Origin of the sequence: Pseudomonas sp. QE6 (assembly GCF_041379005.1) — a bacterium.
In the GTDB taxonomy this organism is placed as follows: domain Bacteria; phylum Pseudomonadota; class Gammaproteobacteria; order Pseudomonadales; family Pseudomonadaceae; genus Pseudomonas.
This window is the reverse complement of record NZ_CP166873.1, coordinates 2,002,601-2,028,309: the sequence shown is the minus strand read 5'-3', so window position 1 is coordinate 2,028,309 and position 25,709 is coordinate 2,002,601. Positions and strand designations below refer to the sequence as shown.

Annotated in this window: 22 protein-coding genes; 14 read left to right on the top strand and 8 right to left on the bottom strand. The window is 66.4% G+C overall.

Annotated elements, in window-relative coordinates; genetic code table 11:
* Positions 1-18 precede the first annotated feature (18 nt).
* The 5 genes from ACAW63_RS09320 (at position 19) to ACAW63_RS09300 (ending at position 4,336) form a co-directional block, all read left to right on the top strand.
* A complete protein-coding gene (locus ACAW63_RS09320) occupies positions 19-417 on the top strand; it encodes a zinc-ribbon domain-containing protein (protein ID WP_371233205.1) in 399 nt (132 codons plus the stop codon).
* Positions 414-1,634 (top strand): RtcB family protein, encoded by a 1,221-nt coding sequence (locus ACAW63_RS09315; protein ID WP_371233203.1) that lies wholly within the window; start codon positions 414-416, stop codon positions 1,632-1,634. Before ACAW63_RS09320 ends, ACAW63_RS09315 begins: the two co-directional genes overlap by 4 nt.
* A gap of 53 nt (positions 1,635-1,687) precedes the next feature.
* Positions 1,688-2,713: an RNA 3'-terminal phosphate cyclase gene (gene rtcA / locus ACAW63_RS09310; RefSeq protein WP_371233201.1), complete on the top strand. Its 1,026-nt coding sequence runs from the start codon at positions 1,688-1,690 to the stop codon at positions 2,711-2,713.
* Between the two features lie 103 nt (positions 2,714-2,816).
* Entirely contained in the window at positions 2,817-3,176 is a 360-nt protein-coding gene (locus tag ACAW63_RS09305; RefSeq protein WP_371233200.1) for a hypothetical protein, read from the top strand.
* A 128-nt stretch (positions 3,177-3,304) separates the two neighbouring features.
* Entirely contained in the window at positions 3,305-4,336 is a 1,032-nt protein-coding gene (locus ACAW63_RS09300; protein ID WP_371233198.1) for a cytochrome-c peroxidase, read from the top strand.
* A 163-nt stretch (positions 4,337-4,499) separates the two neighbouring features.
* Here ACAW63_RS09300 and gdhA read toward each other — a convergent pair whose 3' ends face one another.
* Complete coding sequence (gene gdhA / locus ACAW63_RS09295) at positions 4,500-5,834, bottom strand: NADP-specific glutamate dehydrogenase (protein ID WP_371233196.1); 1,335 nt, start codon at positions 5,832-5,834, stop codon at positions 4,500-4,502.
* A gap of 213 nt (positions 5,835-6,047) precedes the next feature.
* On the opposite strand from gdhA, the gene ACAW63_RS09290 reads away from it, so the two are divergent.
* A complete protein-coding gene (locus tag ACAW63_RS09290) occupies positions 6,048-6,347 on the top strand; it encodes a hypothetical protein (protein WP_371233194.1) in 300 nt (99 codons plus the stop codon).
* A 67-nt stretch (positions 6,348-6,414) separates the two neighbouring features.
* Here the strand turns inward: ACAW63_RS09290 and ettA are convergent, their stop codons facing one another.
* Positions 6,415-8,079, bottom strand: coding sequence for an energy-dependent translational throttle protein EttA (ettA, locus tag ACAW63_RS09285; RefSeq protein ID WP_371233192.1), 1,665 nt, complete (start codon positions 8,077-8,079; stop codon positions 6,415-6,417).
* A gap of 254 nt (positions 8,080-8,333) precedes the next feature.
* Here ettA and ACAW63_RS09280 point away from each other — a divergent pair, with 254 nt between their 5' ends.
* A complete protein-coding gene (locus ACAW63_RS09280; RefSeq protein ID WP_371233190.1) occupies positions 8,334-12,629 on the top strand; it encodes an EAL domain-containing protein in 4,296 nt (1,431 codons plus the stop codon).
* A gap of 205 nt (positions 12,630-12,834) precedes the next feature.
* On the top strand, positions 12,835-14,088 hold the full coding sequence (gene glyA / locus ACAW63_RS09275) for a serine hydroxymethyltransferase (protein ID WP_371233188.1): 1,254 nt from the start codon (positions 12,835-12,837) through the stop codon (positions 14,086-14,088).
* Between the two features lie 124 nt (positions 14,089-14,212).
* Here glyA and ACAW63_RS09270 read toward each other — a convergent pair whose 3' ends face one another.
* Positions 14,213-14,704 carry a hypothetical protein gene (locus ACAW63_RS09270; RefSeq protein WP_371233187.1) on the bottom strand — a complete coding sequence of 164 codons (492 nt, stop codon included), beginning with the start codon at positions 14,702-14,704 and terminating at the stop codon, positions 14,213-14,215.
* Positions 14,705-14,984: 280 nt separating this feature from the next.
* On the opposite strand from ACAW63_RS09270, the gene ACAW63_RS09265 reads away from it, so the two are divergent.
* The 3 genes from ACAW63_RS09265 to ACAW63_RS09255 all read left to right on the top strand — a co-directional run bounded on the left by ACAW63_RS09265 (position 14,985) and on the right by ACAW63_RS09255 (position 18,082).
* On the top strand, positions 14,985-16,280 hold the full coding sequence (locus ACAW63_RS09265) for an NCS2 family permease (RefSeq protein WP_371233185.1): 1,296 nt from the start codon (positions 14,985-14,987) through the stop codon (positions 16,278-16,280).
* Between the two features lie 124 nt (positions 16,281-16,404).
* Positions 16,405-17,490: a tRNA (uridine(54)-C5)-methyltransferase TrmA gene (gene trmA, locus ACAW63_RS09260; protein ID WP_343575107.1), complete on the top strand. Its 1,086-nt coding sequence runs from the start codon at positions 16,405-16,407 to the stop codon at positions 17,488-17,490.
* A gap of 97 nt (positions 17,491-17,587) precedes the next feature.
* Entirely contained in the window at positions 17,588-18,082 is a 495-nt protein-coding gene (locus ACAW63_RS09255; RefSeq protein ID WP_371233183.1) for a DUF4136 domain-containing protein, read from the top strand.
* Positions 18,083-18,097: 15 nt separating this feature from the next.
* Here the strand turns inward: ACAW63_RS09255 and ACAW63_RS09250 are convergent, their stop codons facing one another.
* Both ACAW63_RS09250 and ACAW63_RS09245 read right to left on the bottom strand, forming a co-directional pair.
* Positions 18,098-18,400, bottom strand: coding sequence for a DUF1883 domain-containing protein (locus ACAW63_RS09250; RefSeq protein ID WP_152220377.1), 303 nt, complete (start codon positions 18,398-18,400; stop codon positions 18,098-18,100).
* 122 nt (positions 18,401-18,522) lie between these two features.
* Positions 18,523-18,996 carry a DUF4345 family protein gene (locus ACAW63_RS09245; RefSeq protein ID WP_371233182.1) on the bottom strand — a complete coding sequence of 158 codons (474 nt, stop codon included), beginning with the start codon at positions 18,994-18,996 and terminating at the stop codon, positions 18,523-18,525.
* Positions 18,997-19,197: 201 nt separating this feature from the next.
* Between ACAW63_RS09245 and ACAW63_RS09240 the strand changes: the two genes are divergently transcribed.
* Positions 19,198-19,632 carry a DUF411 domain-containing protein gene (locus ACAW63_RS09240; RefSeq protein WP_371233180.1) on the top strand — a complete coding sequence of 145 codons (435 nt, stop codon included), beginning with the start codon at positions 19,198-19,200 and terminating at the stop codon, positions 19,630-19,632.
* Between the two features lie 63 nt (positions 19,633-19,695).
* On the opposite strand, the gene alaC is transcribed toward ACAW63_RS09240, so the two are convergent.
* Positions 19,696-20,913, bottom strand: a complete 1,218-nt coding sequence (alaC, locus tag ACAW63_RS09235) for an alanine transaminase (protein WP_371233179.1) — start codon at positions 20,911-20,913, stop codon at positions 19,696-19,698.
* Positions 20,914-21,086: 173 nt separating this feature from the next.
* On the opposite strand from alaC, the gene ACAW63_RS09230 reads away from it, so the two are divergent.
* Together ACAW63_RS09230 and ACAW63_RS09225 are read left to right on the top strand one after the other, a co-directional pair.
* Positions 21,087-21,947, top strand: a complete 861-nt coding sequence (locus ACAW63_RS09230; RefSeq protein WP_371233177.1) for a PhzF family phenazine biosynthesis protein — start codon at positions 21,087-21,089, stop codon at positions 21,945-21,947.
* 66 nt (positions 21,948-22,013) lie between these two features.
* Positions 22,014-22,913, top strand: a complete 900-nt coding sequence (locus tag ACAW63_RS09225) for a neutral zinc metallopeptidase (protein WP_371233175.1) — start codon at positions 22,014-22,016, stop codon at positions 22,911-22,913.
* A 153-nt stretch (positions 22,914-23,066) separates the two neighbouring features.
* Here ACAW63_RS09225 and ACAW63_RS09220 read toward each other — a convergent pair whose 3' ends face one another.
* Both ACAW63_RS09220 and ACAW63_RS09215 read right to left on the bottom strand, forming a co-directional pair.
* A complete protein-coding gene (locus ACAW63_RS09220) occupies positions 23,067-23,501 on the bottom strand; it encodes a response regulator (RefSeq protein WP_371233174.1) in 435 nt (144 codons plus the stop codon).
* Between the two features lie 140 nt (positions 23,502-23,641).
* Complete coding sequence (locus ACAW63_RS09215; protein ID WP_371234628.1) at positions 23,642-25,537, bottom strand: propionyl-CoA synthetase; 1,896 nt, start codon at positions 25,535-25,537, stop codon at positions 23,642-23,644.
* Between the last annotated feature and the right edge of the window lie 172 nt (positions 25,538-25,709).

Sequence of the window (25,709 nt, the reverse complement as noted above, 5' to 3'; positions counted from 1 at the left end):
GGCAAAGAGGAAGGCGCCTTGAAAAGCAACAAGCAACGCCGCCAGGAAATCCGCCTGGCCCGGCAGCGCCGCAAGGCAAAGAGGGCCCGGCCCGCGGAACAGCCCATGGCCCCAAGCGCGCCCGTCGGCACCTTCCCGGTCACCCGCTCCGAGCTGGCGCCCTACAACAGCTACGGCGATCCGCTTTTCGTCCGGCGCGGCTGGTATGAGGATAAGGCCTTTACCTGCCAGGACTGCGGAGCCCGGGAAACCTGGACCGCCGCACAGCAGAAATGGTGGTACGAGGACTGCAAAGGGCAGGTCTACTCCACTGCGATTCGCTGCCGGGCGTGCCGATTGAACAAACGAATTCGCGACGGCCGGGCACAACCCGCCCCCGGCCAGCTCGCCACCGAACAGAAGAGAGTCAAAGCATGAGCAACAAGACCTTCCAGCTGCTGGAAATCGCCAACGGCAAGCCGATCAAGCTCTGGACCCAGGGCGTGCCGGTCGAGGACGACGCGCGCCAGCAACTGATGAACACCGCGAAGATGCCGTTCATCTTCAAGCACCTGGCGGTGATGCCGGACGTGCACCTGGGCAAGGGTTCGACCATCGGCAGCGTGATTCCCACCCGGGGCGCGATCATCCCGGCGGCAGTCGGCGTGGATATCGGCTGCGGGATGATCGCCGCGCGCACCTCGCTGATGGCGGCCGACCTGCCGGACAACCTGCACGGCCTGCGCAGCGCCATCGAGAAGGCCGTGCCCCACGGCAAGACCTTCGGCCGCCGCGACCAGGGCGCCTGGGAAAACGTGCCGGATCACGCCGATGACGCGTGGAAGGCGCTGGCCGGTCGCTTCAAGGCGATCACCGCCAAGTACCCGAAGCTGGAGAAGACCAACAACCGCCAGCACCTGGGAACCCTCGGGACCGGCAACCACTTCATCGAGGTCTGCCTCGACGAGGCCGACCGCGTCTGGTTCATGCTGCACAGCGGCTCGCGCGGGGTGGGCAACGCCATCGGCAACCTGTTCATCGAACTGGCCCAGGCCGATATGCGCCAGCACCTGGCCAACCTGCCGGACCGCGACCTGGCCTACTTCGAGGAAGGCAGCCGGCACTTCGACGACTACGTGGAAGCCGTGGGCTGGGCCCAGGACTTCGCCCGACAGAACCGCGAGCTGATGATGCGCGCGGTGATCGCGGCGGCGCGGCAGGTCATCCGCAAGCCGTTCGAGGCCAGCCTGGAAGCGGTGAACTGCCACCACAACTACGTGCAGAAGGAACGCCACTTCGGCGAAGAGGTGCTGGTGACCCGCAAGGGCGCGGTGTCCGCGCAGAAAGGCCAGCTCGGCATCATTCCGGGATCGATGGGCGCCAGGAGCTTCATCGTCCGCGGGCTGGGTAACGAAGAGGCGTTCTGCTCGTGCAGCCACGGCGCCGGCCGGACCATGAGCCGGACGAAGGCCAAGAAGCTGTTCACCGTGGAAGACCAGGTGCGCGCCACCGCCCATGTCGAATGCCGGAAGGACAAGGACGTGATCGACGAGATCCCCATGGCCTACAAGGACATCGACGCCGTGATGGCGGCCCAGCGCGAGCTGGTGGAAGTGCTGCATACCCTGCGTCAGGTGGTGTGTGTGAAGGGATAGCGCGAGGCACGCCGAATACGGCCCGCCTCGACTGCAAGACAAGGAATCGAAAGATGAGCAAGGACCTGATCGAACTCGACGGCGCCGAAGGCGGCGGCCAGATCCTGCGCAGCGCGCTGAGCCTGTCGATGATCACCGGCAAGGCGCTGCGCATCGTCAATATCCGTGGCCGGCGTTCGCGGCCGGGACTGTTGCGCCAGCACCTCACGGCGGTGCGGGCGGCGGCGGAAATCTGCGGCGCGACGGTGGAAGGCGCGGAGCTGGGTTCGCGCAGCCTGACCTTCCGTCCTGGTGCGATCCTCGGCGGCGACTACCGCTTCGCCATCGGTAGTGCGGGCAGCGCCGTGCTGGTGCTGCAGACCCTGCTGCCGGCGCTGCTGTTCGCCGACGCACCGGGCAGCCTGGCGCTCAGCGGTGGCACCCACAACCCGCTGGCGCCGCCGGCCGATTTCATCGAGCGCACCTGGCTGCCCCTGCTGCGGCGCATGGGAGCGAGGGTGGATTTCGAGCTGCTGCGCCACGGTTTCATGCCGGCGGGAGGCGGCGAGCTGGTGGTGAGGGTGCTGCCCAGCGAGCTGCAGCCGTTGCACCTGATGGACGCTGGCGCCGAGCGCTCCCGCTCGGCCCGCGCCCTGCTGACGGGCGTACCCGGCCACGTCGCCGAGCGCGAACTGGAACGGGTCCGCCGCCACCGTGGCTGGAGCGCCGCCAACACCAAGGTAGTGCGCCTGCCCGAGGACCAGGGGCCGGGCAACGCGCTGCTGCTGGATATCGAGTGCGAGCAGCTGACGCTGGTGTTCTGCGCCTTCGGCCAGCCGGGCGTCAGCGCCGAGCGGGTTGCCGGCCAGGCGCTGCAGCAGGCGGATGCGTGGCGCACCAGCGGTACCGCCGTCGACGAACACCTGGCGGATCAGTTGCTGCTGCCGATCGCCCTGGCTGGCGGCGGCAGCTTCACCACTCCGCTGCTGAGCGATCACTTGCGGAGCAACCGCGCGGTGATCGAAGCTTTCCTGCCCATACGAATCGACTGCCAGGCCCATCCGGCGGGTGGCCAGCACATCCGCATCACACCGGTTTGACGCGTTCCTCACAGCTCGCCGGATAGATTGCTGACACGTCCCCTGCCGGGACGTGCCTCTCCATCCGGCGCGTGCGCCCGCCCATTGGCACACGGGAGTTCCCATGGCGCCCCGCGCCATCCTCATTCTGCTTCTGCTCGCACCGCTGGCCGGCTGCGAGACCACCCACCAGACGCTCATCGCCCAGGGCTATCCGCCCGCCTACGCCGACGGCTTCGACGACGGTTGCGGCAGTGGTCGCCAGGCGGCGGGCGCCATCACCGGCGAGTTCCGCAAGAACGTGCCGCGCTACCTCGATGAGCCGAAGTACGCCCTGGGCTGGAACGACGGCTTCCAGCAATGCCAGGCCATGCGCGTGAGCCAGGAGCGCCAGCAGTACGAAGAACAGCGCAACAGCGACCGGGACAGAGACTGGGAACAGCAGAAAGACCGTGCACTGTCCCGCGCCCTGCGCGGCAACTGACCGCTGCGGCAACCCTCCACCCCCGTACGGCGCCGCGCGCTTGATTCCGGTCAAGCCGCGCCCCGTCCGTCTGGCCTCTTCTTGAACTCAGAACAAACCAGAAAAGCCTGAGAAAAAGGAGACTCCACATGCAGCCCATCAAACTGGTCCTGGGCAGTCTGCTGCTGGCCGTGAGCACGGCGGCGGCGCAAGCGAACGCCGACGTCCTGCGCGACAACGCCAACAGCATCTTCAAGCCCATCCCGGAGCAGGCCAGCGACAAGCTCGACCCCAACCAGATCGAACTGGGCCGGCAGCTGTTCTTCGAGCCGCGCCTGTCCGCCAGTCACGTGATCAGCTGCAACACCTGCCACAACATCGGCACCGGCGGTGCCGACAACGTGCCCGCGTCCAGCGGCCATGCCTGGCAGAAAGGCGCGCGCAACTCGCCCACCGTGTTCAACGCGGTGTTCAACGTTGCGCAGTTCTGGGATGGCCGCGCCAAGGACCTGGAAGAACAGGCCAAGGGCCCGGTGCAGAACCCGGTGGAGATGCACAACACACCGAAGAACGTCGAGGCCACGCTGCGCAGCATGCCGGAGTACGTCGCCTCCTTCGAAAAGGCCTTCCCCAGCGACAAGCAACCGGTCAGCTTCGACAACATGGCCCGCGCGCTGCAGGCCTTCGAGTCGACCCTGATCACCCCGGACTCGCGCTTCGACCTTTACCTCAAGGGCGACGACAACGCCCTCGACGCCAAGGAGAAAAGGGGGCTGCAGACCTTCATGAGCTCAGGCTGCATCAGCTGCCACAACGGCGTGAACCTGGGCGGCCAGGCCTACTTCCCGTTCGGCCTGCTGAAGAAGCCCGACGGCAAGATCCTGCCCACCGGCGACAAGGGCCGCTTCGCGGTGACCAAGACGCAGAACGACCAGTACGTGTTCCGCGCCGCGCCCCTGCGCAACATTGCGCTGACCGCGCCGTACTTCCACAGCGGGCAGGTCTGGGACCTGGAGGAAGCGGTGGCGATCATGGGCACCGCGCAGCTGGGCAAGCAGTTGAACGCCGAGGAAGTCGGCGATATCGTCGCCTTCCTCAAGACCGCCACTGGCAAGCAGCCGAAGGTGGAATACCCGATCCTGCCGCCGAGTACCGCGACCACGCCCAAACCGGTGGATTAACGACAGGACTGCAGGACCGAGGGGGGCGCCCAGCCCTTGCTCGCGAACGAGCCGAGCAGCGGAGCCAGACCGATTCGCGAGCAAGCTCGCTCCTACGAAAAGCCTGCGCGAGCCACAAAGAAAAACGGGCCCATCGGGCCCGTTCTTCATTTCCAGGGTGCGATCAGACCACGCCCTGCGCCAGCATGGCGTCGGCGACCTTGACGAAGCCGGCGATGTTGGCGCCTTTCACGTAGTTGATCCGGCCATGCTCTTCGCCGTAGGCGACGCAGGCATGGTGGATGTTCTGCATGATGCTGTGCAGGCGCTGGTCCACCTCGCCGGCGGTCCACAGCAGGCGCATGGCGTTCTGGCTCATTTCCAGGCCGCTGGTGGCCACGCCGCCGGCGTTGGAAGCCTTGCCCGGCGCGTAGAGAATGCCGGCCTCGAGGAAGATATCCACAGCCTCCAGGGTCGACGGCATATTGGCGCCCTCGGCTACGCAGACACAGCCGTTGGCCAGCAGGGTGCGCGCATCACTGGCGTCCAGTTCGTTCTGAGTGGCGCAGGGCAGCGCGATGTCGCAGGCGAGCGCCCATGGACGCTGGCCGGCCAGGAAACGCAGGCCGGGGCCGGACATTTCGCTGAGACGGCCGCGACGGACGTTCTTCAGCTCCATGACTTCTTCCCACTGCTCCAGGGTCAGGCCCGCCTCGGCGAACAGGGTGCCTTCGGAGTCGGACAGCGAGATCACCTTGCCGCCCAGCTCCATCACCTTCTGCGCCGCGTACTGGGCAACGTTGCCGGAGCCGGAAATCGCCACGCGCTGGCCGTCGAAGCCGCTGTTGCGCGCCTTGAGCATTTCCTGGGCGAAGTACACGCAGCCGTAGCCGGTGGCCTCCGGGCGGATCAGGCTGCCGCCGTAGGCCAGGCCCTTGCCGGTCAGCACCGAGGTGAACTCGTTGGACAGGCGCTTGTACTGGCCGAACAGGTAGCCGATCTCGCGGGCGCCCACGCCGATGTCACCGGCCGGCACGTCGAGGTCCGCGCCGACATGGCGGAACAGCTCGCTCATGAACGACTGGCAGAAGCGCATGACTTCGGCGTCGCTCTTGCCCTTGGGATCGAAGTCCGAGCCGCCCTTGCCGCCGCCCATGGGCAGCGAGGTCAGCGAGTTCTTGAACACCTGCTCGAAGGCCAGGAACTTGAGCACCCCCAGGTTCACCGAGGGGTGGAAGCGCAGGCCGCCCTTGTACGGGCCGATGGCGCTGCTCATCTGCACGCGGAAACCACGGTTGACTCGCACGCGACCGGCGTCATCCACCCACGGCACACGGAACAGGATCGCGCGTTCGGGTTCGACGATACGCTCGACGATGCCGGCTTCCAGGTAGTGCGGATTGGCTTCGAGGAACGGCCAGAGGGAGCGCAGCACCTCTTCCACCGCCTGGTGGAACTCGGGCTGATCGGGGTCGCGCCGCTTGAGGCGCTCGAGGAACGAGTCAACGGATTGCGTCATGTCTACACCGGTACTTTTCTGGTTATGTGATGCTTTTTTGCCGGCAGACTCTAACAAGCTGAAACGCACACAGATAGTGCAAAGTGACGCCTTTATGAATCTTTTTGGTGCAAATATATAAACCAAGGCTCGCCGGCCCATGCAGAAAACCAGATTTTTGTATACAAAATCAATAGCGATCGCATGCAAACAAGTGGCTGAATGAGGAGCGCCATGACCACCCGACTCGCCGCTCTCCTGCTGAGCGCAGCACTCGCCAGTGCCAGCCTTCCCGCCCAGGCGGCCATGAAGCTGGGCAACTTCACCCAGTCCGGGACGCTGCTGGTGGCGGATACCTTCGACAGCGAGACGCTTCACAAGTCGGACTTCAGCACCGACGACCTCAAGCGCATGGCCCGGCAACTCGAAGAACAGCAGCGCACCCTGGCGGACCAGGCGCGGCTGATCGACAAGCTGGAGCGCCGGCTGGAAGAGCAGCAGCGCGCGCTGGACGATCTCAAGCGCAGCCGCTGAAGCACCGGGAAGAAAAACGCTGAAACGAAAACGGGGCCCGAAGGCCCCGTTTTCATGCAGAAGCGGCTTACGCCAGCTTCTTGTAGCGCACGCGGTGCGGCTGGGAAGCCGCGTCGCCCAGACGCTTCTTGCGGTCGGCTTCGAACTCGGTGTAGTTGCCTTCGAAGAAGGTCACCTTGCCGTCGTCCTCGTAGGAGAGGATGTGGGTGGCGATACGGTCCAGGAACCAGCGATCGTGGGAAATCACGATGGCGGCGCCGGGGAAGTCCAGCAGCGCTTCTTCCAGCGCACGCAGGGTTTCCACGTCGAGGTCGTTGGACGGTTCGTCGAGCAGCAGCACGTTGCCGCCCTGCTTCAGGGTCAGGGCCAGGTGCAGGCGGCCACGCTCACCACCGGAGAGGTCCTTGACGAACTTCTGCTGGTCGGCGCCCTTGAAGTTGAAGCGACCGACGTAGCTGCGCGACGGGACTTCGTAGTTGCCGATCTTGATCTGCTCGAAACCGTCGGAAACCTGTTCCCATACGGTCTTGCTGCCGTCCAGGCTGTCGCGGCTCTGGTCGACGCTGGCGATCTGCACGGTATCGCCGATCACGATGGAGCCCGAGTCCGGTTGCTCCTTGCCGGTCAGCATGCGGAACAGGGTGGATTTACCCGCGCCGTTACCACCGATCACGCCGACGATGGCGCCCTTGGGAATGCTCAGGGACAGGTCGTCGATCAGTACGCGATCGCCGTAGCCCTTGCTGACGTTGTGCAGCTCGATGACCTTGTCGCCCAGGCGCGGACCTGCGGGGATGTAGATCTCGTTGGTCTCGCTGCGCTTCTGGAATTCCTGCGACTGCATTTCCTCGAAGCGCTGCAGACGGGCCTTGGACTTGGCCTGGCGGCCCTTGGCGCCCTGGCGCACCCATTCCAGTTCGGCCTTCATGGCCTTGGCGTGGGAGGCTTCCTGCTTGGCTTCCTGGGCCAGGCGGTTGGCCTTGGATTCCAGCCAGCCGGAGTAGTTGCCTTCGAACGGGATGCCGTGGCCACGGTCCAGTTCCAGGATCCAGCCGGCGACGTTGTCGAGGAAGTAGCGGTCGTGGGTGATCGCCACCACGGTGCCCGGGAAGTCGTGGAGGAAGTGTTCCAGCCAGGCGACGGAGTCGGCGTCCAGGTGGTTGGTCGGTTCGTCCAGCAGCAGCATGTCCGGGGCGGACAGCAGCAGGCGGCAGAGCGCTACACGGCGCTTCTCGCCACCGGAGAGGTGCTCGATCTTGGCGTCCCACGGCGGCAGTCGCAGGGCGTCGGCGGCGACTTCCAGCTGACGCTCCAGGTTGTGGCCGTCGGAGGCATGGATGATCGCTTCCAGCTTGGCCTGCTCGGCGGCCAGGGCGTCGAAGTCGGCATCCGGATCGGCGTAGGCGGCATAGACTTCGTCCAGACGGGCCTGGGCGGCCTTGATCTGGCCGACGGCCTCTTCGACGATTTCACGCACGGTGGCCTGCGGATCGAGCTTGGGCTCCTGCGGCAGGTAGCCGACGTTGATGCCCGGCATCGGGCGGGCTTCGCCTTCGATCTCGGTGTCGACGCCAGCCATGATGCGCAGCAGGGTGGATTTACCCGCGCCGTTCAGGCCGAGCACGCCGATCTTGGCGCCGGGGAAGAACGACAGGGAGATGTCCTTGAGGATTTCACGCTTGGGCGGTACGACTTTGCCGACCCGATGCATGGTGTAGACGTATTGAGCCATGGATACCTGACTTCTGAGATGAAAAGTGATCGGAATGAGCCGGAATGGACTGCGGCAGTGCCGGCGCTGCTGGCCGGATACGGTGGAGCGCCCCACCGGCGGGCGCAGAGGGCCGGTTCAGGGCCTTCGCGCGAAGCATGGCGCGGTCATGTTCACCCGCGCGCGTGCGGCAAAGCTACCGGAATGGGCCAGGAAGGGCAAACGACGCTCGTCGGCCGTGCTGGCACATCGCCGTACTTCCGGGCATCCTAGCCATGCCGAATTCCGCCGTATCGCCCCCAGGTAACAGGTCCTTGTCTACAACACCCCGCCCGTCCCCGGACACCCTGACCCGACCTGGCCGCGTGGCGACCCGGACAGCCCTGATGCTGCTGGTATTGCTGATGCTCGGCCTGCTGGCCTGGCAGCTGCACCAGGAGTTCCGCAGCCAGGAACGCTTCGAGCGCGAGCGGGTGACGCTGCACAGCGAACAACTGGCCCAGCGCATCTCGCTGACCCTGGAGCTCAAGGCCATGGCCGCACAGGCCCTGCTCCGGCAACGCGACGACCGCGGCGATGTCGACGGCGAGCCCGCCCTGCTCAGCGGCTTGCGCCGCATCTATCCGGCCTTCCACAGCCTGGTGCGCCTGGACAGCAACGGCGTACCGCGGCGCGACTCCGCCATTGGCTTCAAGGATGCCGCCTTCCTGGCCGCCCTGCGCGAGCGCGGCGGCCAGCAGGACTATCACTACGCCTTCAGCGAAGAGAACGGCGGGGTGTTCTACATCTGGCTGCGCGCCACCGTGCCTGGCGGAGGGGACAGCATCATCCGCCTCGACGAGCGGCTCGCCCGCCGTGGCTGGAGCGGGCAGCTGCGTCCGAATGCGCCGCCATGGATTCTCGAAGACCAGGTACGGCACAAGGTCCTCGGCCGCTCCAGCGGTTCGCGCCCCGGCCCGCTTACCGCTGCCTCGCCGCTGGAGCAGGCGCAGAGCCTCGAAGCACTGCCGATCCAGAACACCGACTGGCAATTGCGCCCGCTGTTCGACGCCCAGCGCGTGCGCACCGCACTGCTGCCGCGGCTGGTCGGGGAACTGGCGCTGCTGCTGTTGCTCGCCGGCGTCACCGGCGGCGCCCTGCTGCGCCTGCAGCGTGAACAACAGAACCTGCGCGCGCTGACCGTCGACTCCCAGCAACGCCTGCGTCAGGCCGCGCAGGCGCTGGGCGCCATCGACGAGCGGGTGCTGGTGACCCGCGCCGACGGCCGCCTGGCCTACCTCAACCCGCAAGCGGAGCTACTGTTCGGCATCCCGGCCGACCAGGCCGCCAACCATCATCTGCTGGAACTCCTGCCGGGGCTGGGCGCCCAGCAGAGCGGCGAGGTCAGCCCGCTGGACAACGGCAGCACCGAGCTGGTCCGGGTCAACCATACCGGGCAGCCGCGTCTGTTCGCGGTCAGCCGCCGCCCGCTGGACGACAATCCCCTCGCACCGGAGCTGCCATGGCTGCTGCGCGACAACCTCCCGCACGGTGGCCAGGTCTGGGTGCTGCGCGACGTCACCGAGGAACAGCAGGCGCTGCATATCCTCGAAGAGACGCGGCGGCGCTACCAGGACATCTTCGACGGCGTCGGCGTCGCCCTCTGTGTGCTCGACCTGTCGGCACTGCGGCAGAACCTGGTGGACCTCAACCTGCGCCGGCAGAACGATCTGCAGGAGTGGATCGCCGCGCAACCCGAGCGTCTGCCCGGGCTGCTGCGCCAGGTGCGCATCACCGAGATCAACAACGTCGCCAAGCGCCTGATGGGCGTCAGCACCACCGAGCAGGCCTGGCAGGTGCTGTTCGGCAGCGCCGGCATGCGCCCGGACGGGGTGCGCAGCAAGATGCTCGACGCGGTGCTGGCCGGCCACGGCATGATCGAGCTGGAAGCCTGCATCCAGACGCGCCAGGGCGAGCAGCGCCACCTCTGGCTGCAACTGCGTGTGCCGGAGATGATCCAGGACTTCCACGCGGTCACCCTCAGCCTCTCCGACATCACCTCGCGCAAGCAGGTCGAGCTGTCGCTGGTCGAGCGCGAGAAGTTCTGGTCCGACGCCGTGCGCGCGGTGCCCGACACCCTGTACATCCACGACATCGCCGCGCGCCGGGTGATCTTCAGCAATCACAACCTCGGCTACCAGCTCGGCTACAGCCCCGACGAGCTGCGGGCGATGGGCGAGCGCTTCTGGGAAAAGGTCCTGCACCCGGACGACGTCGAATACTACTGGCGCGTGCGCAACCTGCAGCAGGTGGTGGGCGACGGCCTGCTGCTCGACAGCCAGCTGCGCTGGCGCCACCGCGACGGCAGCTGGCACTGGTTCGACGTCCGCGAGCAGGCCTTCACCCGCGACGCCGCCGGCCGCGTGGCCCGGCTGATCGGCGTGGCCAAGGACATCACCGACACCGTCGAGGCGCACAACTCCCTGCGCGAGAGCAGCCGCCGCTACCGCATGCTGGCCGAGAGCATCAGCGACGTGATCGTCTCCACCGACGCCCAGGTCAAGCTCAACTATGTCAGCCCGTCGATCCAGCAGGTGTTCGGCTACAGCGCGGACTGGGTGCTGCACAACGGCTTCCAGCAGGTGGCCGCCAACCCGGCGCAACTGGAACGCCTGAGCGCACTGCTGGAGCGGCTGCACGACGCCATCGGTGAGCCCACGCGCCTCGCCGAGCTGCGCGAGAACACCGAGCCGCAGCTGTTCACCCTCGACTGCATACATGCCGATGGGCACAAGATTCCGGTGGAGCTGCGCATCGCCCTGATGTGGGACGACCACGGTTGCTTCGAGGGCCTGCTCGGCGTCGCCCGCGACATCAGCCAGCAGCGCCGCGCGGAACGCGAGATGCGCATGGCCGCCACGGTATTCGAGCACTCCACGGCGGCGATCATGGTCACCGACCCGGTCGGCTACATCGTGCAGATCAACGACTCCTTCACCCGCCTCACCGGCTACCAGGCCGAGGAAGTGCTGGACCAGTTGCCGCGCCTGCTCACCGCCGACCGCCAGGAGGCCAACCAGCTCAAGCACGTGCTGGACAGCCTGCGCAAAAGCGGTAGCTGGGAAGGCGAGATCCTGCAGAAGCGCAAGAACGGCGAGCTGTATCCGTCCTGGGTCGGCATCACCGCCGTGCACGACGAGGAAGGCGACCTGGTGAGCTTCGTCTGCTTCTTCAGCGACATCAGCGAGCGCAAGGCCAGCGAGCGGCGCATTCACCGCCTGGCCTACTACGACGCCCTGACCCACCTGCCCAACCGCACGCTGTTCCAGGACCGCCTGCACACCGCGCTGTTGCAGGCGGAGCGACACCAGCAGTGGGTGGTGCTGATGTTCCTCGACCTCGACCGCTTCAAGCCGATCAACGACTCCCTCGGCCACGCCGCGGGCGACCGCATGCTCAAGGAAGTGGCCGAGCGCCTGAGCCACTGCGTCAGTGACGACGACACCGTGGCGCGCATGGGCGGCGACGAGTTCACCCTGCTGCTGCCCGGCCAGGGCGACCGTGAGCGGGCGCTCCGCCAGGCGATCCAGGTGGCCGAACAGATCCTCGCCAGCCTCGCCCGTCCCTTCACCCTCGAAGGCCGCGAATTCTTCGTCACCGCCAGCATCGGCGTGGCGCTGTCGCCGCAGGACGGCGCCGAGCTCAGCCAGTTGATGAAGAACGCCGACACGGCGATGTACCACGCCAAGGAGGTGGGCAAGAACAACTTCCAGTTCTACCAGGCCGAGATGAACGCCCGCGCGCTGGAGCGCCTGGAACTGGAAAGCGACCTGCGCCGCGCCATCGAGCAGGAAGAATTCATCCTGCATTACCAGCCGCAGTTCACCGGTGACGGCCGCCGCCTCACCGGCGCCGAGGCGCTGCTGCGCTGGCAGCATCCCAAGCGCGGGCTGATCCCGCCGACGGAGTTCGTTCCGGTGCTGGAAGAGCTGGGCCTGGTGGCCCAGGTCGGCGACTGGCTGCTTGAGCAGGCCTGCCTGCAGCTCAAGGCCTGGCACCGCGACAAGGTACGGGTGCCGAAAGTCTCGGTGAATCTCTCCGCCCGGCAGTTCGCCGACGGCCAGCTGGGCGAGCGCATCGCCGGCATCCTCCGCGACACCGGCATTCCGCCGGCGTGCCTGGAACTGGAGCTGACCGAAAGCATCCTGATGAGCGACGTGTCCCAGGCCATGCAGATTCTCCGCGGGCTGAAGCGTCTGGGCCTGGCGATCGCGGTGGACGATTTCGGCACCGGCTACTCCTCGCTCAACTACCTCAAGCAGTTCCCCATCGACGTGCTGAAGATCGACCGCAGCTTCGTCGACGGCCTGCCCCATGGCGAGCAGGACGCGCAGATCGCCCGCGCCATCATCGCCATGGCCCACAGCCTGAACCTCATGGTGATCGCCGAGGGCGTGGAGAGCCACGACCAGCTGGAGTTCCTGCGCCAGCACGGCTGCGACGAGGTACAGGGCTTCCTCTTCGGCCGCCCGGTGCCGGCGGACCAGTTCGCCGCGCTGTTCGCCAGCAACGCGATCTTCCTGCTCGGCTGATCGCCGAGCAGCTGCAAGCTGCAAGCTGCAAGCTGCAAGCCAGCTCAGGATGGCCTGGCTTCTCGCCTGAAGCTTGTGGCTTGGCGCTTGCAGCTGGCCGTGAAGGCCATTTGTCAGCCACATGACCGCCTTTCATGTGCCAGCACAGCCGCCTTGGGTTAGAATGCGCGCCTTTCCCCAGCACCCGATCCTTAAGAGGACCGCCATGTTCAGCCGTGATTTGACCCTCGCCCGCTACGATGCCGAACTCTTCGCCGCGATGGAGCAGGAAGCCCAGCGCCAGGAAGAGCACATCGAGCTCATCGCCTCCGAGAACTACACCAGCCCGGCGGTGATGGAAGCCCAGGGTTCGGTGCTGACCAACAAGTATGCCGAAGGTTATCCGGGCAAGCGCTACTACGGTGGCTGCGAGTACGTCGACGTCGTCGAGCAGCTGGCCATCGACCGCGCCAAGCAGCTGTTCGGCGCCGACTACGCCAACGTCCAGCCGCACGCCGGCTCCCAGGCCAACTCCGCCGTCTACCTGGCCCTGCTCAACGCCGGTGACACCATCCTGGGCATGAGCCTGGCCCACGGCGGTCACCTGACCCACGGCGCCAGCGTTTCCTCCTCCGGCAAGCTGTACAACGCCGTGCAGTACGGCATCGACGCCAACGGCCTGATCGACTACGACGAAGTCGAGCGCCTGGCCGTCGAGCACAAGCCGAAGATGATCGTCGCCGGCTTCTCCGCCTACTCCCAGGTGCTGGACTTCGCCCGCTTCCGCGCCATCGCCGACAAGGTCGGTGCCTACCTGTTCGTCGACATGGCCCACGTGGCCGGTCTGGTCGCCGCTGGCGTCTACCCGAACCCGGTGCCGTTCGCCGACGTGGTCACCACCACCACCCACAAGACCCTGCGCGGCCCGCGCGGCGGCCTGATCCTCGCTCGCAAGAACGAAGAGATCGAGAAGAAGCTGAACTCCGCCGTCTTCCCGGGCGCCCAGGGTGGCCCGCTGGAGCACGTGATCGCCGCCAAGGCCGTGTGCTTCAAGGAAGCCCTGCAGCCCGAGTTCAAGGCCTACCAGCAGCAGGTCCTGAAGAACGCCCAGACCATGGCCAGCGTGTTCATCGAGCGCGGCTTCGACGTGGTTTCCGGCGGTACCCAGAACCACCTGTTCCTGCTGTCCCTGATCAAGCAGGACATCACCGGTAAGGACGCCGACGCCGCCCTGGGTCGCGCCTTCATCACCGTGAACAAGAACAGCGTGCCGAACGACCCGCGTTCCCCGTTCGTCACCTCCGGCCTGCGCATCGGCACCCCTGCCGTCACCACCCGCGGCTTCAAGGAAGCCGAGTGCCGCGAGCTGGCCGGCTGGATCTGCGACATCCTGACCAACATGGGCGACGAGTCCGTGGTGGACAGCGTGCGCGAGAAGGTCAAGGCCATCTGCGCCAAGTTCCCGGTATACGGCGCCTAAGCTGAAACCGCGAACCGCTATACGAAAAAGCCCGGCTGATGCCGGGCTTTTTCATGTCTGCGATTTGGTCGGCGCGACGTGGCTCCTACAAAAGCAGGCACCGGAGCGGGCCATCCCCCCTTTATTACGGTTGCCCACTCGACTTCTGCTCCGGCTGGACCGGAACCTGCCGTAGCTCATTGAGCTGCCGCACCAGCGTTTCCGCCTCGGCCTGGCTGGCGAACCCCTGCAGCGTCACCCGGCCATCGGTCACCGGACGCTCGACCCTGGGCAACAGGCGCAGTTGCCCATCGATCACCACCGCCAGGGCCTTGCCCTGCTCCTCGCGGGTCAGGCGTGCCAGGCGCTGGCTGGCGTCAGGGGTGAACTGCACCTGTACCGCGGGCTTGCCGTCGGCGACGCTGGCCAGTTCGGCCTGCTGTACGTCGCGCTGGGTCAGGGTCGGCTGGGTCGTCACCAGCACCGCCTTGCCCTGCGGGTCGGCCAGGGTGCGGGTGCTGGCCGAGGCGCGCTCGGCCAGGGCGTGGACGTCGAAGCTGTGCTGCGGGGCGGTCGGCGGAGCACCGGCGCAGGCGGCCAGCAGTGCAGCTAGAAGGAACGGTATCGAGCGTTTCATCGGATGCGAATCAGGCAGAACGGCCAATCAGGCCAGGGTCATATAGAGAGTCAGACCACCTTCGTGGCACAAGTTGCACTCCCTTGGTCGGCACCCGCGACTATGCTGGATGACGAACGGATGCTGGCGGTCCGGTCAGAAATTCTCCGGCGCGGGACGAGCTGGTATCATGCGCGCCTTTTTGCCGGCCACAAGAAAAGGCGCAGGGCCCATCTGGGCATGCACCTTGCTTTTCCCGGCCAGAACGATAACGGCGCGAGAGCGCCACGGGGAGCCAAACATGCTGGAAAAGCTGTTCCAACTCAAGGCGCACAATACCAACGTGCGCACCGAGATCCTGGCGGGTATCACCACCTTCCTGACCATGGCCTACATCCTCTTCGTCAACCCGAGCATCCTCGGCGAAACGGGCATGGACAAGGGCGCGATCTTCGTCGCCACCTGCCTGGCCGCCGCCATCGGTTCGGCGGTGATGGGCCTGATCGCCAACTACCCGATCGCCCTGGCTCCCGGCATGGGCCTGAACGCCTTCTTCACCTACACCGTGGTCCTGCACATGGGCCACACCTGGCAGGTGGCGCTCGGTGCGGTGTTCCTCTCCGCGTGCATGTTCTTCATCATTTCGATCTTCCGCATCCGCGAATGGATCATCAACAGCATCCCACTGGCGCTGCGCTCGGCCATTGCCGCGGGCATCGGCCTGTTCCTCGCGCTGATCGCGCTGAAGGAGTCGGGCATCGTCGTTGCCAACGCCGCCACCCTGGTGGGCATGGGTGACCTGGCCAAGCCCGAGCCGCTGCTGGCAATCCTCGGCTTCATCCTGATCGTCGCCCTGGAAGCCCGCCGCGTGACCGGCGCGGTGATGATCGGCATCCTGGTGGTGACCTTCATCGCCATCGCCCTGGGCGTCTCCAAGTTCGGCGGCGTGGTGTCGATGCCACCGTCGCTGGCGCCGACCTTCCTACAACTGGACATCAAGGGCGCCCTGGACATCGGCCTGACCAGCGTGATCTTCGCCTTCCTCTTCGTCGACCTGTTCGACAACTCCGGCACCCTGATCGGCGTGGCCAAGCGCGCCGGTCTGATGGGCAAGGACGGACACATGCCGAAGATGGGCCGCGCCCTGATCGCCGACAGCACCGCCGCCATGTTCGGCTCGCTGCTGGGCACCTCCACCACCACCAGCTACATCGAGTCGGCGGCGGGGGTTTCCGCCGGCGGCCGCACCGGCCTGACCGCCATCGTGGTCGCCGTGCTGTTCCTGCTGGCACTGTTCTTCGCCCCGCTGGCGGGCAACGTCCCGGCTTTCGCCACCGCGCCGGCGCTGTTCTTCGTCGCCGTGCTGATGGCCTCGGGCCTGGCCGAGATCGACTGGGACGACCTGACCGTCGCAGCTCCCGTGGTGGTCACCGCCCTGGCCATGCCGCTGACCTTCTCCATCGCCAACGGCATCGCCTTCGGCTTCATCACCTGGACCGCCTGCAAACTGCTGTCCGGCCGCTTCCGCGAGCTGAACCCGGCGCTGGTCATCCTGTCCGTGCTCTTCGTGATCAAGCTGGGCTGGTACAACGCCTGATTTTTCTTTCGCGGCATGGGTATCGCTGCGCTCCACCCATCCTACAAGCGGCACTGATGTAGGATGGCGTGGAGCGAAGCGATACCCATCAAATGCCGCCGCCTCCACACGAGTTACCCGCCCCATGAGCAGTCCGCGTTTCGATCCCTCCCAATACGACAGCCAACTGGCCGACAAGGCCGCGCGCCTGCGCGAGCTGCTGGCGCCCTTCGCCGCGCCGGAGCCGGAGGTGTTCGATTCGCCCCGCGAGCATTACCGCCTGCGCGCCGAGTTCCGCCTGTGGCGCGAGGGCGAGGCACGCCATTACGCGATGTTCGAGCAGGGCGACAAGCACACGCCGATCCTGATCGAACAGTTCCCCATCGCCAGCCAGCGCATCAATGAACTGATGCCGCGCCTGAAAGCCGCCTGGGCCGAGCCGACGCTGGGCCACAAGCTGTTCCAGGTGGAATTCCTCACCACCCTGGCGGGCGACGCGCTGATCACCCTCTGCTACCACCGCCCGGTGGACGCTGCCTGGCAGGCCGCCGCCGAGAAGCTGGCTGCGGAGCTGGGCGTCAGCATCGTCGGCCGCTCCCGTGGCAAGCGCTTGGTCGTCGGCCGTGATTACGTGAATGAAGAACTGACCGTTGCCGGCCGCAGCTTCCGTTACCGTCAGCCGGAGGGCGCCTTCACCCAGCCCAACGGCGAGGTCTGCCAGAAGATGCTCAACTGGGCGTACGAAGCCCTGGGCCAGCGCGACGACGACCTGCTGGAGCTGTACTGCGGCAACGGCAACTTCACCCTGCCGCTGGCCACCCGTGTGCGCAAGGTGCTGGCCACCGAGATCAGCAAGACCTCAGTGAACGCCGCCCTGGCGAACCTGGCCGATAACGCCGTGGACAACGTGACCCTGGTGCGCCTGTCCGCCGAGGAGCTGACCCAGGCGCTCAATGACGTGCGCCCGTTCCGCCGCCTGGCCGACGTGGACCTGAAGTCCTATGACTTCGGCAGCGTATTCGTCGACCCGCCGCGCGCCGGCATGGACCCGGACACCTGCGAGCTGACCCGCCGCTTCGACAGCATCCTGTACATCTCCTGCAACCCGGAGACCCTGGCGCAGAACATCGCCCAGCTGCACGACACCCACCAGGTCAGCCGCTGCGCCCTGTTCGACCAGTTCCCCTACACCCACCACATGGAAGCCGGCGTGCTGCTGACCCGCCGCTGAGCACTCTTCGCCCAACAGCGGGCCGCCCAACCAAGGGTTGGGCGGCACCCTCCCCGCCAGGGGCTAGGCTTGGGGGACAACAGCCAGAGTACCGTCCATGCCCCGCCTGATCCTGCCCCTTCTGCTCCTCCTGCTGGCCGGCTGCGCCAGCGATCCCGCCAGTGTCAGCGTTTCGCCGAACGCCGACGGTCACCAGAGCACCTTCTTCATCCAGGCCGTGCGCGCGCCGGGCCACCGCGACGACCTCGAAGACCGCTTCGACCTCGGCGTCCGCCGGGCGCTGGAGGCCAAGGGTTATCGCTACCAGGAAAATGCGGGAGATCTGCGAGTGATCTACATGCTCGGCCTGGACACCCAGACCGGCGTGATCCAGCGGCCGGTGGCAACCCAGGCGGGTGTGATCACCCAGACGCAGATCGCCGACTCCGAACAGGCCCGGCTGGCCCTGCGGATTCTCGACGATGCCTCGGGCGAGGTGCTGCTCCAGGCCCAGGTGGCGCGCCAGCTGCACGATCCGTCCCTGACCCAGCAGGCGTTCGACGACGCCATCGCCCGGCTGCTGCAGGAATTCCCCGCACACGCCGGACGCTGAGAGAGGCTCTGGATATCAGCTGTAGTTGGACGGCGACTTGCGGACGAACTTGATGCTGTACTTGAAGTCAGCCTTGCGCGTGACGCTGATGGCGCGGCGGGTCACGGTGTCGATGGTGACGTTCCAGTAGCCGGTGCTGGGCACCTTGATCTTCGCGGGGAAACGGTCGAACGCGCCGCCGTGGTAGGCGTGGCGGCCGCCGTTCTTGAAGCTGCGGAAATTGGCGTCGGTCATCAGGCGGATGTTGCAGGTCATGGAGCACTCGATGACCACCAGATCGCCTTCGTTCAGGTGTTCACGTTGATGTACGAACTTCATCTTTGGCCCCGCACCGGTTCTTCCGCAAAATCAATACGATAGCACGACACGCGGGGTAACCCGGCATTCCGGGTGCGTTGAGCCGCGCCGCTCATCCGGAGGCAACCGCTGCCTCCCGCGGCTCACAGGCCTTCGAAGTCCGCGCGATGCTCGTCCGACTCGTCATGGTCGTCAGGCTTCCTGGCCGAGGGCGGGGTCGAGCGGTTGCGCGACTGCCGCTCCAGCCAGTAGAGCGCGAGTATCGCCAGCGCGGAAATCGCTCCGCGATAGACCACGCCGGCCAGCTGCGCGTCCACCGCCATCCCGCCTTCGGTCCAGGCGATCAGCAGGCGCGACAGGGTCAGGGTGAGCTGCACCAGGATCACCAGGATCAGCGCCGGGCGCACCAGCAGGCGGCGGCGCAGGGCGAATACCAGGAACAGCGCGAGGGCGAACTGGTGCCCGCCATAGAACACCCGGGCATCGCTCACGGAGGAAGGTTCCATCAGTAGCATGCCGCTGAGGTTGGCCATTTCGTAGGGGCGTATCCAATACAGCAGCCCCAGGCCACCCCACACCAGAGCCTGGACCAACAGGACGAGACGGGCGAAGAGCATGCTCTTTCTCCTTGGCCGAACAGCCATTTCCAACACGTCCACACCTGCGACCCAGTGCCGCGGACGCATCACCGATCAGCTACAGACCCCGGAAGACGCGGCAAGTTCGGGGCCTCCGTCATATATAGATACAGCTGATGGATGGGGTGGTCCAGCCACCGGGAGTATCCTCGGGCGCTTCCGGTCCTCGAGGTTTCCACCATGCGTACCCTGCTTCTGCTCACCGCCCTTGTCGCCGGCGCCGCCCAGGCCGCCGAGCCGCTGACCATCGACGTGCACCGCGATGCCAACTGCAGCTGCTGCAAGGACTGGATCAAGCACCTGGAGAACAACGGTTTCACCGTCAACGACCATGTGGAGGCGGACATGAGTGCAGTGAAGACCAGACTCGGCGTGCCTTACAGCATGGGCTCGTGCCATACCGGGGTGATCGACGGCAAGTTCGTCGAGGGCCATGTGCCGGCAGCCGACGTACTCAAGCTGCGCGAGCGCGCGGACCTGGCTGGCGCCGCCGTACCCGGCATGCCGGTGGGCTCGCCGGGCATGGAAATGGGCGACCGCCACGACGCCTACCAGGTGGTTGGCCTGACCAGGACCGGCAAGCGTGAAGTGCTGGCGGACTACCCCGCGCACTGACTCGGCTCGCTACTACCGGGAAATACTGCAAATGAAAGGGGCGGCCAGTTGGCCGCCGCTTTTTTATTCCGCCTTCGCCGGCAACAGGCCGTCGGCGCGGAACATCGCCTTGATCCCCCGCACCGCCTGGCGCAGGCGGTCGCGGTTCTCGATCAGGGCGAAGCGCACATGGTCATCGCCGTAGTCGCCGAAGCCGATGCCCGGCGACACCGAGACCTTGGCGTCCTTGAGCAGCTTCTTGGCGAACTCCAGAGAGCCCAGGTGCGCATAGGCATCGGGAATCTTCGCCCAGATGTACATGGAGGCCTTGGGGTTCTCCACCATCCAGCCGGCTTCGTGCAGACCTTTCACCAGCACGTCGCGGCGTTTCTGGTACTGCTCGGCGATGTCGCGCACGCACTGCTGGTCTCCTTCCAGCGCGGCGATGGCCGCCACCTGCAGCGGGGTGAAGGTGCCGTAGTCGTGGTAGCTCTTGATCCGCGCCAGTGCCGAGACCAGCTCCGGGTTGCCGACCATGAAGCCGATGCGCCAGCCGGCCATGTTGTAGCTCTTGGACAGGGTGAAGAACTCCACCGCGATGTCCTTGGCGCCGGGCACCTGCATGATCGACGGGGCCTTCCAGCCGTCGAAGGTGATGTCCGCATAGGCCAGGTCGTGCACCACCAGCACGTCGTAGCGCTTGGCGAGATCGACCACGCGCTCGAAGAAGTCCAGCTCCACGCACTGCGCGGTGGGGTTGGACGGGAAGCCGAGGATCATCATCTTCGGCTTGGGAATGGATTCGCGGATCGCCCGCTCCAGCTCGTTGAAGAAGTCGATCCCCGGCACCAGGGGCACCGAGCGCACCTGGGCGCCGGCGATCACCGCGCCGTAGATGTGGATCGGGTAGCTGGGGTTGGGCACGAGGATGGTGTCGCCGTGGTCCAGGGTGGCGAGCATCAGGTGCGCCAGGCCTTCCTTGGAACCGATGGTGACGATGGCCTCGGACTCGGGGTCGATCTGCACGTCGTAGCGATCGCGGTACCAGTGCGAGATGGCGCGGCGCAGGCGCGGAATGCCACGGGAAGTGGAATAGCCGTGGGTGTCCTCGCGCTGGGCGACCTGGCAGAGCTTCTCGACGATGTGCGGCGGCGTGGCCCCGTCCGGGTTGCCCATGGACAGGTCGATGATGTCCTCGCCACGGCGGCGGGCGGCCATCTTCAGTTCCGCGGTGATATTGAAAACGTAGGGGGGCAGGCGATCGATGCGCGCAAAGCGACGAGCTGAACGGGGTTCAGTCATGGTGTCCTCTGATGAACGTAGGCGCCCGGAACCGTCCGAGCGACGCCGGCCACTGCGGTGGCCTGGAAAGCGCGGCGCTGTGACGGGCGCTTTCTTGTCGGCGAACATATAGCTCGCTAGGCTGGCTGTCGAGTTTTTCTTATCGGCCGCTCAGACGCGGCCCCTGGAGTCCCATGTCCCCCCTTCAGTATTGGCAACTCGACGTCTTCGCCCAGCAACCGCTGAGCGGCAACGGCCTGGCGGTGTTCCCCGACGCGCGCAGCCTGCCGGATGCGACGCTGCTGGCGTTGACGCAGGAACTGCGCCAGTTCGAATCCATCTTCCTGTTCCCCTCCGCTACGCTGGACACCTATTCGGCGCGCATCTTCACCCCCGAAGAGGAACTGCCGTTCGCCGGCCACCCGGTGCTGGGCGCCGCCGCGCTGCTGCACCACCTGCACCAGCGCGGCGAGGAGGAGCTCTGGACCCTGCAACTGGCCGCCAAGGACGTGAAGGTCGCCACCCGCAAGCGCGGCGCCGGTTTCCACGCCGAGATGAACCAGGGCACGGCGGATTTCGGCAACGTGCTGGATGACGAGACCCGTCGCGGGTTCGCCGAGGCCTTCTCGCTGTCCGCCGCCGACCTCGCCGACTACCCCGCCGTCGTGGTCAGCACCGGCCTGCCCTACCTGCTGCTGCCCGTGAAAGGCGAAGCCCTGGGCCGCGTGCGGCAGCGCACGGACGTGAGCGCCGAGCTGGCGAAGCTCCACGCCGCCTTCGTTTTCGTGCTGGATGTGGATAACCGCGAGGGCCGTACCTGGGATGGCGCCGGCATCATCGAGGACGTCGCCACCGGCAGTGCCGCCGGCCCCGTCGCCGCCTACCTGGTGGAGCTGGGCAAGGCCCGCCATGGCGAGCCGTTCCACCTCTCCCAGGGCCGCTTCGTCGGCCGCCCCAGCCGCCTCGACGTACTGGTCGGACACGACGACGAGGTCCGCGTCGGCGGCGATGTGCAACTGCTCGCCCGTGCCGAACTGCTGCACCGCCTGGCCTGACGATCGGGCTGGCGGCGCAGCCCCCCCGAGACAACACTGAATCAACTTCCTCAAGGAGACGCCGCCATGCTCTGGCGCAAAGGACGACGCAGCGACAACGTGGTGGACGCACGGGACGAAACCGGCGGCGGCATGGGCGGTGGCGGCGGCCCGCGCATCGGCGGACGCGGCCTCAGCCTGGGTGGCGTGGCCATCGTCGTGGTGGTCGGCCTGCTGATGGGCCAGGACCCCATGCAGATCCTCGGCTCGCTGCTCGGCCAGATGGACGTCTCGCAACAGGCGCCGAGCCGCCCGGTGCAGGGCAAGCCGGCCAACCCCAACGACCCGCAGGTGGAATTCGTCCGCTCCATCCTCGGCGACACCGAGGACACCTGGGGAGAAATCTTCGCCCGCAGCAACGCCCAGTACGAGCAGCCCAAGCTGATCCTGTTCAACGGCGGAGTGAATTCAGCCTGTGGCTTCGCCTCCTCGGCGGTCGGCCCCTTCTATTGCCCGGGCGATCATCGCGTCTACCTCGACCTCGGCTTCTTCCGCGAGATGGAGCAGAAGTTCTCGGCCGCCGGCGACTTCGCCCAGGCCTACGTGATCGCCCACGAGGTCGGCCACCACGTGCAGAACCTGCTGGGCATTTCCGCCAAGATCCAGGCCGCCCGTCAGCGCGGTGCGCGCATGGAAGGCGCCGATGGCCTGTCGGTGCGCCAGGAACTGCAGGCCGACTGCTTCGCCGGGGTCTGGGCCAATCACGCCCAGCAGCGCCTGAACTGGCTGGAGCCGGGCGACGTGGAAGAAGCGCTGAATGCCGCCAACGCCATCGGTGACGACCACCTGCAGCGCCAGGCGCGCGGCACCGTGATGCCCGACTCCTTCACCCACGGCTCGTCGGCGCAGCGCGTGCGCTGGTTCAAGCTGGGCTTCCAGAGCGGCTCGCCGGGCAAGTGCGATACGTTCAAGGCGCAGACGCTGTAATCCCCGTAGGGCGTACAACCGTTCGCGGTTGTACGCCGACTCACCTCAGCACATCGGCCGGCTCCAGGCCGGGTTCGGAGCGCCCGGAAACCAAGGTCAAACGGCGTCTGACGTCGAACGTTATACGTTCTGCGTTCCTGACTACCGACAGGCCTACAAGCTACGGCTCAGCACGTACAGGAAGTACTCCGGGTCCACCGGCTTGAGCACGACTTCCAAGACGTTCAGCCCCATCGCCTCGATTAGGTCGAGGGTGTCGGCCTGGCCTGAAAGGACGATGATCGGCAGGAAGGTGCCGATGGCGTTGAGATCGCGGATCAGCTCCAGTCCCGCCCCCTTGCGCTCCATCGGCAGGTCGGTGATCAGCAGGTCGATGTCCGACTCATCCCGGCGAATACGGCGTAGTGCTTCGGCCGCGCTGTGGGCGATCAGGCAACGGAAGTCGGCAGTCTCGATCAACTCGCACAACCCGGCCAACACCTCGGGATCGTCCTCAACCAGTAGCGCCACGGGTTTGCGCGGAGTCGGCGTGGTGACTTCCCGCAGTGCCGCGAGCTCTTCCTCGTCGAGAATGTCCGGGGTGACCATGACTGCAATACCACCCGTAGAGGCCTATTCGACCAGTATAGAAGCAGCTGGCCATCACTCACCCTGGCCAGGGACGGCGGATAAAAAAGGGCCGCTCGAAGGCGGCCCTGGAAAGACGCCGGCAAGGCCGGCGCGTGGGATCAGCTCGCCTTGGCCAGCCCGGCCGCTCCCAGGCGCTCGGCGATCTCGCCGAGGATGCTGGGATCGTCGATGGTGGAAGGCGGCGCGTATTCCTCGCCATCGGCGATCTTGCGCAACACCGCGCGGAGGATCTTGCCGGAGCGGGTCTTGGGCAGGCGCTTGACCACCACCGCGCGCTGGAAGCAGGCCAGTGCACCGATGCGTTCGCGCACCAGCGCCACCAGCTCGCGCTGCAATACGTCCTCGGCAATCCTGGCGTCGTCCTTGAGCACCACCAGGCCCAGCGGCACATGGCCCTTGAGATTGTCCGCCACGGCCAGCACCGCACACTCGGCCACCGCATCATGCAGCGCCAGCAGCTCCTCCATCTCGCCAGTGGAGAGGCGGTGGCCGGAGACGTTAATCACGTCATCGGTCCGGCCCATGATGTAGACGAAACCCTCCTCGTCCACATAGCCGCCGTCGCCGGTGTGGTAGTAGCCGGGATAGGTCTTCAGGTAGGCCTGCAGGTAGCGCGGATGATCATTCCACAGGGTCTGCGCGCAACCGGGCGGCAGCGGCAGGGCGATGACGATGGAGCCCTGCTCGTTCGGGCCCAGTACGCGGCCTTCGTCATCCACCACCTGCACGTGGTAGCCCGGCACCGCACGGTTGGTGGAACCGGCGCGCAGGTCGTGGCCGTCCAGGCCGGTACAAGGCGCGGTCACCGGCCAGCCGGTCTCGGTCTGCCACCAGTGGTCGTGCACCGGTTTGCCGGTGAGTTCCTCCAGCCAGTGCTGGGTGCTGCTGTCGAGCTTCTCGCCAGCGAGGAACAGGTGGCGCAGCGAACTCAGGTCGTAGTGCTTGAGCAGATCGCCGTGGGGGTCTTCCTTGCGGATCGCGCGGATCGCCGTGGGCGCGCAGAACAGGCTGTTGACCTTGTGCTCCTCGATCACCCGCCAGTAACTGCCGGCATCCGGTGTGCGCACCGGCTTGCCCTCATAGAACACCGTGGTGCAGCCATTCATCAGCGGGCCATAGACGATCAGCGAGTGGCCGACCACCCAGCCGACATCCGACACGCCCCACCAGACATCGCCCGGCTGCAGGCCGAAGATGGTCGGCAGCGCATAGTGCAGCGCCACCGCGTGGCCACCGTTGTCGCGCACGATGCCCTTGGGTTTCCCGGTGGTTCCGGAGGTGTACATGATGTACAGCGGGTCGCCGCTGACCAGTTCCACCGGTTCCGCCGGCTGGGCGTGGGCCAGGGTTTCGCGCCAGTCGAGATCGCGCCCGGCGAACAGCTCGGCCATCGCCTGCGGGCGCTGCAACACCAGCACATGGGCGGGCTGGTGCAGCGCCAGCTCCAGGGCCTTGTCCACCAGCGGCTTGTATTCGATGACCCGGTCGAACTCCAGCCCGCAGGAGGCGGTGAGGACCAGCTTGGGCTTGGCGTCGTCGATGCGCAGCGCCAGTTCGTAGGGCGCGAAGCCGCCGAATACCACCGAGTGCACCGCGCCGATGCGCGCGCAGGCGAGCATCGCCATCGCGGCCTGCGGCACCATCGGCATGTAGATGATCACCCCATCGCCCCGCTCCACCCCCAGCGCGCGCAGGGCGCCGGCCAGGCGGGCGACTTCGTCGCGCAGCTCGAGGAAGGTGAAGCGTTGCTGGGTCCGGGTGACGGGGGAGTCATAGATCAGCGCGGTCTGCTCCCCGCGACCGAGTTCGATCTGGCGGTCGAGGGCGAGGTAGCTGGAGTTCAGGCGGCCATCGGCGAACCAGCGGTGGCTGCCGTCGGGCAGGGACTGCAGGATGTCCTGCGGGGCGCGGTACCAGGCCACGCGGCGGGCCTGCTCGGCCCAGAAGGAGGACGGCTCCGCAATGGAGCGGTCATAGCACTGCCGGTAGTTCATCATCTGAGCCTCTTATTTGTTGTTATCGAGGTCGAACAACGAGTATGGCCGGGGTTTATCACCCCACCATCAACCTTTGGTCGTATGCTGGCCGCTCTCAGACAGCAGCCGGCTTTTATTGCGCAAGCAACGGCAGAACACTTCGCGCAAAGGCAAAGCTATCACCGGCACA

Bases quoted from the DNA above. Each gene is read 5' to 3' on its own strand.
- ACAW63_RS09245 (WP_371233182.1), bottom strand. From the start codon at position 18,996: ATGCTCTTCGCCCGTCTCGTCCTGTTGGTCCAGGCTCTGGTGTGGGGT.
- ACAW63_RS09225 (WP_371233175.1), top strand. From the start codon at position 22,014: ATGCTCTGGCGCAAAGGACGACGCAGCGACAACGTGGTGGACGCACGG.
- trmA (WP_343575107.1), top strand. From the start codon at position 16,405: ATGAGCAGTCCGCGTTTCGATCCCTCCCAATACGACAGCCAACTGGCC.
- glyA (WP_371233188.1), top strand. From the start codon at position 12,835: ATGTTCAGCCGTGATTTGACCCTCGCCCGCTACGATGCCGAACTCTTC.
- ACAW63_RS09270 (WP_371233187.1), bottom strand. From the start codon at position 14,704: ATGAAACGCTCGATACCGTTCCTTCTAGCTGCACTGCTGGCCGCCTGC.
- gdhA (WP_371233196.1), bottom strand. From the start codon at position 5,834: ATGACGCAATCCGTTGACTCGTTCCTCGAGCGCCTCAAGCGGCGCGAC.
- ettA (WP_371233192.1), bottom strand. From the start codon at position 8,079: ATGGCTCAATACGTCTACACCATGCATCGGGTCGGCAAAGTCGTACCG.
- ACAW63_RS09290 (WP_371233194.1), top strand. From the start codon at position 6,048: ATGACCACCCGACTCGCCGCTCTCCTGCTGAGCGCAGCACTCGCCAGT.
- ACAW63_RS09230 (WP_371233177.1), top strand. From the start codon at position 21,087: ATGTCCCCCCTTCAGTATTGGCAACTCGACGTCTTCGCCCAGCAACCG.
- ACAW63_RS09255 (WP_371233183.1), top strand. From the start codon at position 17,588: ATGCCCCGCCTGATCCTGCCCCTTCTGCTCCTCCTGCTGGCCGGCTGC.
- ACAW63_RS09300 (WP_371233198.1), top strand. From the start codon at position 3,305: ATGCAGCCCATCAAACTGGTCCTGGGCAGTCTGCTGCTGGCCGTGAGC.
- ACAW63_RS09315 (WP_371233203.1), top strand. From the start codon at position 414: ATGAGCAACAAGACCTTCCAGCTGCTGGAAATCGCCAACGGCAAGCCG.
- ACAW63_RS09215 (WP_371234628.1), bottom strand. From the start codon at position 25,537: ATGAACTACCGGCAGTGCTATGACCGCTCCATTGCGGAGCCGTCCTCC.
- ACAW63_RS09220 (WP_371233174.1), bottom strand. From the start codon at position 23,501: ATGGTCACCCCGGACATTCTCGACGAGGAAGAGCTCGCGGCACTGCGG.
- ACAW63_RS09265 (WP_371233185.1), top strand. From the start codon at position 14,985: ATGCTGGAAAAGCTGTTCCAACTCAAGGCGCACAATACCAACGTGCGC.
- ACAW63_RS09240 (WP_371233180.1), top strand. From the start codon at position 19,198: ATGCGTACCCTGCTTCTGCTCACCGCCCTTGTCGCCGGCGCCGCCCAG.
- ACAW63_RS09280 (WP_371233190.1), top strand. From the start codon at position 8,334: ATGCCGAATTCCGCCGTATCGCCCCCAGGTAACAGGTCCTTGTCTACA.
- rtcA (WP_371233201.1), top strand. From the start codon at position 1,688: ATGAGCAAGGACCTGATCGAACTCGACGGCGCCGAAGGCGGCGGCCAG.
- alaC (WP_371233179.1), bottom strand. From the start codon at position 20,913: ATGACTGAACCCCGTTCAGCTCGTCGCTTTGCGCGCATCGATCGCCTG.
- ACAW63_RS09250 (WP_152220377.1), bottom strand. From the start codon at position 18,400: ATGAAGTTCGTACATCAACGTGAACACCTGAACGAAGGCGATCTGGTG.
- ACAW63_RS09305 (WP_371233200.1), top strand. From the start codon at position 2,817: ATGGCGCCCCGCGCCATCCTCATTCTGCTTCTGCTCGCACCGCTGGCC.